Raw genomic sequence first — 4,710 nt, forward strand, 5'->3', positions numbered from 1 at the left:
GGAAACTCGTAGCCACTGCTGCATGGGCCTGATGTGCTTGATTTTCATGAGGATTCAGCTCAATTGAGAACGCCCCCCAGATCCTATTGACATTTAACGCTAATCGACTGTTTTCACCTGTTGAATGACTGCAACATTCCGGCGGTCCGCACAGCGGACCCTACGCTAACTATCTGATTGACTGTAGGGTCCGCTGTGCGGACCTTTTAAATATCAACACGCCCTAGCAGCTGGCAGCTGGTAGAGTGCCACCGGAATCCTCTCGGTGGAGAACCAAAGAACCCATGCCTTCCGACCCGCTCACCAAGCTGCTCGCGGCTACGGCATTTGCCTGGCGGCGGGAGCCGGTATCCCCCGTCCCGCTCACCGATATCCAGTGGCGCGCCGACGCCTGCGGGCCGGGCTCGATCCTATTCTTCCAGCGCCTGGACGACGGTCGCGACGATGCGGAGCTCTACCGGCGCTACCTGGCCGACGGCAGCTTTTCCGTGCTGGTCACCAACCGCATGCTCGATTGTTTCGAGGCCCTGCCCGGCAAGGGGATCTTCGTGACCCGTCCCGCTGACTGGCCGCGGACGGTGGGGCGCTTTTGCGACCTCCGCTACCCCCTCCCGGAGATCGCCGGCGGTTTCATGGGCATCACCGGGACCAACGGCAAGACCACCACCGTCAAGTATCTGGAATCCATGCTCCGCGCCTATGAGCAGCGGGTCCTCACGGTCGGGACGCTCGGCGTCTCGCTCAACGGCGAGCCGCTGGTCCAGACCGGCTTCACCTCCCCGCCCCAGATCGAGCTGCGCCGCCTGTTGCACGTCCACCGAGGCCGCTACGATGTGGTCGTGCTGGAGACCAGCAGCCACGCCCTGGACCAGGGACGGCTCCACGGCATTCCGCTCCGGAACGCGGGTTGGACCAACTTCTCCCAAGATCACCTGGACTATCACCGGGACGAGGCCGCCTACTTCGCCGCCAAGGCCCGTATCCTGGATCTGATCCGGGACGGCGGTCGGCTCTTCTGCACCAGCCCGGAGGTTATTTCGCGCCTGTTGGAACCGGGAACACCGCCGGTCCCGATACAGCCTTTGAACGCGGCGAATTTGGGGCCGGAGGTAGTCGCGGCCAAGCCCTTTCTGGCTCTGATACACAACCGGGAGAACTATGCCCTGGCCGCGGCCCTGGCTGACACCCTGCTCGGCCCAGGGGAACGCCCATACTGGCGGTATCTGGAGGTGGTAGACGGACGCTTCGAGTGCCGGGTCATCGGTAACCGCACCCTGATCGTGGATTTCGCCCATACCCCGGCCGCCCTGGAGACCCTCCTGACCGCCATCCGGCATGCCTTCCCGGACGCCGGTGTCCTGACCCTGTTCGGCTGCGGCGGCGAGCGCGATCGCGGGAAACGCCCCCTCATGGGCGCCGCGGCGGCGCGCCACTCCGACCATGTGATACTGACCTCGGACAACCCCCGCAGCGAGGACCCGGAGCGGATCATCGACGACATCCTCACGGGCCTGCCCGGCACGGGCCGAGAGGTGGTGGTCGAGCGCCCGCAGGCCGTCGCCCGTCTGTTCGACCTGCTGGCCGAACGCCCAGCCGACGAGCCTTGGGTGGGGCTGATCGCCGGCAAGGGCCACGAGCGCTACATCGACCGCGACGGCTGCAAGACCTACTACAGCGATCAGGACGAAGTGGAACGCAATCTGCGGCGCCTCGCCTGGGTCTGACCAGCCGCCGGCTTCCGGTGGCTGGTGGCTGGAAACCGGCAACGCACGCTTACCACCTGATTAGAGGATGCAGTTTGCTGCGCTCACTACGCCACTGATGCGGTTCGCGCCGGCCGTCAATGCCATCCATGAAGCGGTATACCGCGCTCACCGCATCCTACGGGCTGATGCGGTTCGCCGCCGGGCGCGTCCCACGCCCGGCGGCTCACCACATCCTACACTCAAGACGAGGGCCGCGCGGGTCGGCAATGCGACGGGGAAGATAGGCGCAGGGGTAGAGCTTTCCGCCACCCGGTTCCTTGTTTGAGCCGGGTTTTCCTATAGGAAAATCGGTTCCTCCCCGTAGGAAGATGTCGCAAACGTCCTTTCGAACCACAGAGCCCGTAGGGCGGGAAAGACCAGGGACGGTCGCATCCCGCCCCAGAGGACACAGAGGACACAGAGGACACAGAGGACACAGAGGACACAGAGGACACAGAGGACACAGAGGACACAGAGAAAGGCACCGGCCAATTCTCTGCGTTCTCGGTGTCCTCTGTGGTTTAAACTTCGCGGATTGGCAGATCCCGAAGGCGGGATGCGCTGCGCTTTCCTGCCCGACGCGGGTTACGGGTCGTATCGGATTTCCGGAGGGATAGATCGGGATGGATACTAGCCGGGACAAAGATCTCTGGCCGCTCGAAGAGACGGATCGCCTCGCCGAGCTCGCGGTCCTGCGCACCGCGGCGGACGAAGCCGCGCGCCATGTGCGCGTGCTCTATTTCAGCTTTCTCCTGTTCGCCTTCTATGTGGCGGTCATCGCCCTTTCGACTACCGACGAACAGCTCCTGAAGGGAACCGGTACCAAGCTACCGTTGCTCGATATCGATCTGCCCCTGGTCGAGTTTTATGTGATTTCTCCCTTGCTGGTGCTGATCTTCCATGCCCATCTGCTCAATCAATTCTTCCTGCTGTCCCGCAAGCTGTTCATCCTGGACCGTGCGCTGAGCTCCCTCCCGTCGAAGCTGGAGCGGACCCAACGGGAGCTGCCTTTTCCTCTGGTCTTCAGCCACCTGATTGTCGGCAGGCACCATCCAAGGCCGATCCAATGGGCATTCAGGGCAGCGGTCATCGTCACCATTCTGCTGACCCCCATCGTTCTGCTGCTGGTCATCCAATGGAAATTCCTGCCCTATCACAGTGAGCCGATCACAATCGAGCACCAATTGGTATTTGCCCTCGATCTGGGGCTACTGTGGTTCTTTTGGCCGCGATTGTCCTCCCCCTCCGGTCGCTGGCGGGACTGGTGGTCCCAGTCCCGATCCAGATGGGGGACCTGGGTGTCCACAATCTTGGGGATTTCGGCATCCACAATCCTGGTGCTCGGTGCCTGGATTCTATTGGTTCCGCACGTCGGCGACACCGAAAAATGGTTGGCCGAAAAATGGTTGGTCAGGGACGAGGGAAAAGGATTGACCGGGAACCAGCAGGGGCTACCCTGGATCCATCGGAATCTGGTGCTGCGGGAACGGACTCTGATGCGCAAAGCTCCCTCGGTGGAGCTCCTGTTCGCTGAGCATGTAAAGACCGACGAGGAGCGGGCGAGGATCTGGCTGGAGGCCGGCGAGGCACTGGATCTGAGCGGACGGGATCTGCGCTATGCCGATTTCTACCAAAGCGATCTTTGGGATGCGGATCTCCGGGGCGCCAAGCTGCAGCACGCCAACCTTGATGGAACAAAGCTACAGGGCGCGGATCTCCGGGGGGCGCAGCTCGAGGGCGCGGTTCTCATAGGGGCGCAGCTCGAGGGCGCGGATCTCAGGGGGGCGCAGCTCCAGGGCGCGGTTCTCAGGGAGGCGCGGCTCGAGGGCGCGGATCTCTCCTGGGCGCAGCTCCAGGGCGCGGATCTCACCGGGGCGCAGCTCGAGGGCGCGGTTCTCGTGGAGGCGCAGCTCGAGGGCGCGGATCTCACCGGGGCGCAGCTCGAGGGCGCGGTTCTCGTGGAGGCGCAGCTCGAGGGCGCGGATCTCCTGTGGGTGCAGCTCCAGGGCGCGGATCTCCGGGGGGCGCAGCTCCAGGGCGCGGTTCTCTTCTGGGCGCAGCTCCAGGGCGCGGATCTCACCGGGGCGCAGCTCGAGGGCGCGGATCTCAGGGGGGCGCAGCTCGAGGGCGCGGATCTCCGGGAGGCGCAGCTCGAGGGCGCGGATCTCAGGGGGGCGCAGCTCGAGGGCGCGGATCTCACCGGGGCGCAGCTCGAGGGCGCGGATCTCCGGGAGGCGGTGGTCTACGGGACCAGGTTCCAAGACGCGGAGCTCTCGCTCGCCGATCTGCGGGAGCTGCGCTGGCCGCGTGACGACTGGGAAGGGCTGTCCTCCGTGTTCTCGGAGATCGAGAAACTGGAGGCCAAGCTGGAGCAGGCAAGTGAACACTGGTCCCAGGATGAGCGGGAACGGGTCGAGCGGGCCATCGAGCGCTTCTGGTCCGTCGCCTTCGACCTGCCTGTGCAACCGACGGCGATCTCACCGCTCCAGGGATTCGAGGTGATGCACGATTGGCGGGGCCTGTTCGCGGACTGGCCGGCACCGCCGGATGCGGCCGAATTCGAGCCAGCGCACGCGGACTACCGCGCCGGACTCGCCTGCAACGACCAATACATCGCCAAAGGGATGCGGCGGCAGGCCAAGGGTATTAGGTACCTGGGGATCGAGGGTGATCCGGTGTTGGCAGAGGCACTCCGGGCCAGGGCCGAATCCGGGGAGTGTCCTGAGCTGGCCGAGGTGCTTGAGAAAAACCAATGACCGTCCGCCGCGCCGCGCGGGGACGTGGAAGGACCGTAGGGCGGGAAAGACCAGGGACGGTCGGGTAGTGGCTCAGTTCGCGAAAAAACGGAAATTGCGAAAAAACGCAAGGACGCAAGGACGCAAGGACGTCAAGACGCAAAGAAAGAACAAAGAATCTTTGCGTCTTGGCGCCATTGCGTCCTGGCGTTAAATGGGCCGGAAAGTGA

The 4,710-nt window shown here is 64.1% G+C and carries 2 protein-coding genes; both read left to right on the forward strand.

Features of this window, described 5'->3' with window-relative positions:
* Positions 1 to 284: 284 nt before the first annotated feature.
* Positions 285 to 1,724 carry a Mur ligase family protein gene (locus BQ17_RS11045; RefSeq protein ID WP_089727022.1) on the forward strand — a complete coding sequence of 480 codons (1,440 nt, stop codon included), beginning with the start codon at positions 285 to 287 and terminating at the stop codon, positions 1,722 to 1,724.
* A 644-nt stretch (positions 1,725 to 2,368) separates the two neighbouring features.
* Complete coding sequence (locus BQ17_RS11050) at positions 2,369 to 4,501, forward strand: pentapeptide repeat-containing protein (RefSeq protein ID WP_089727024.1); 2,133 nt, start codon at positions 2,369 to 2,371, stop codon at positions 4,499 to 4,501.
* The last annotated feature ends 209 nt before the right edge of the window (positions 4,502 to 4,710 follow it).

This window comes from Candidatus Thiosymbion oneisti (assembly GCF_900092655.1).
GTDB lineage: Bacteria > Pseudomonadota > Gammaproteobacteria > Chromatiales > Chromatiaceae > Thiosymbion > Thiosymbion oneisti.

Coding starts and splice junctions, on each gene's coding strand:
- BQ17_RS11050 (WP_089727024.1), top strand. CDS start 2,369: ATGGATACTAGCCGGGACAAAGATCTCTGGCCGCTCGAAGAGACGGAT.
- BQ17_RS11045 (WP_089727022.1), top strand. CDS start 285: ATGCCTTCCGACCCGCTCACCAAGCTGCTCGCGGCTACGGCATTTGCC.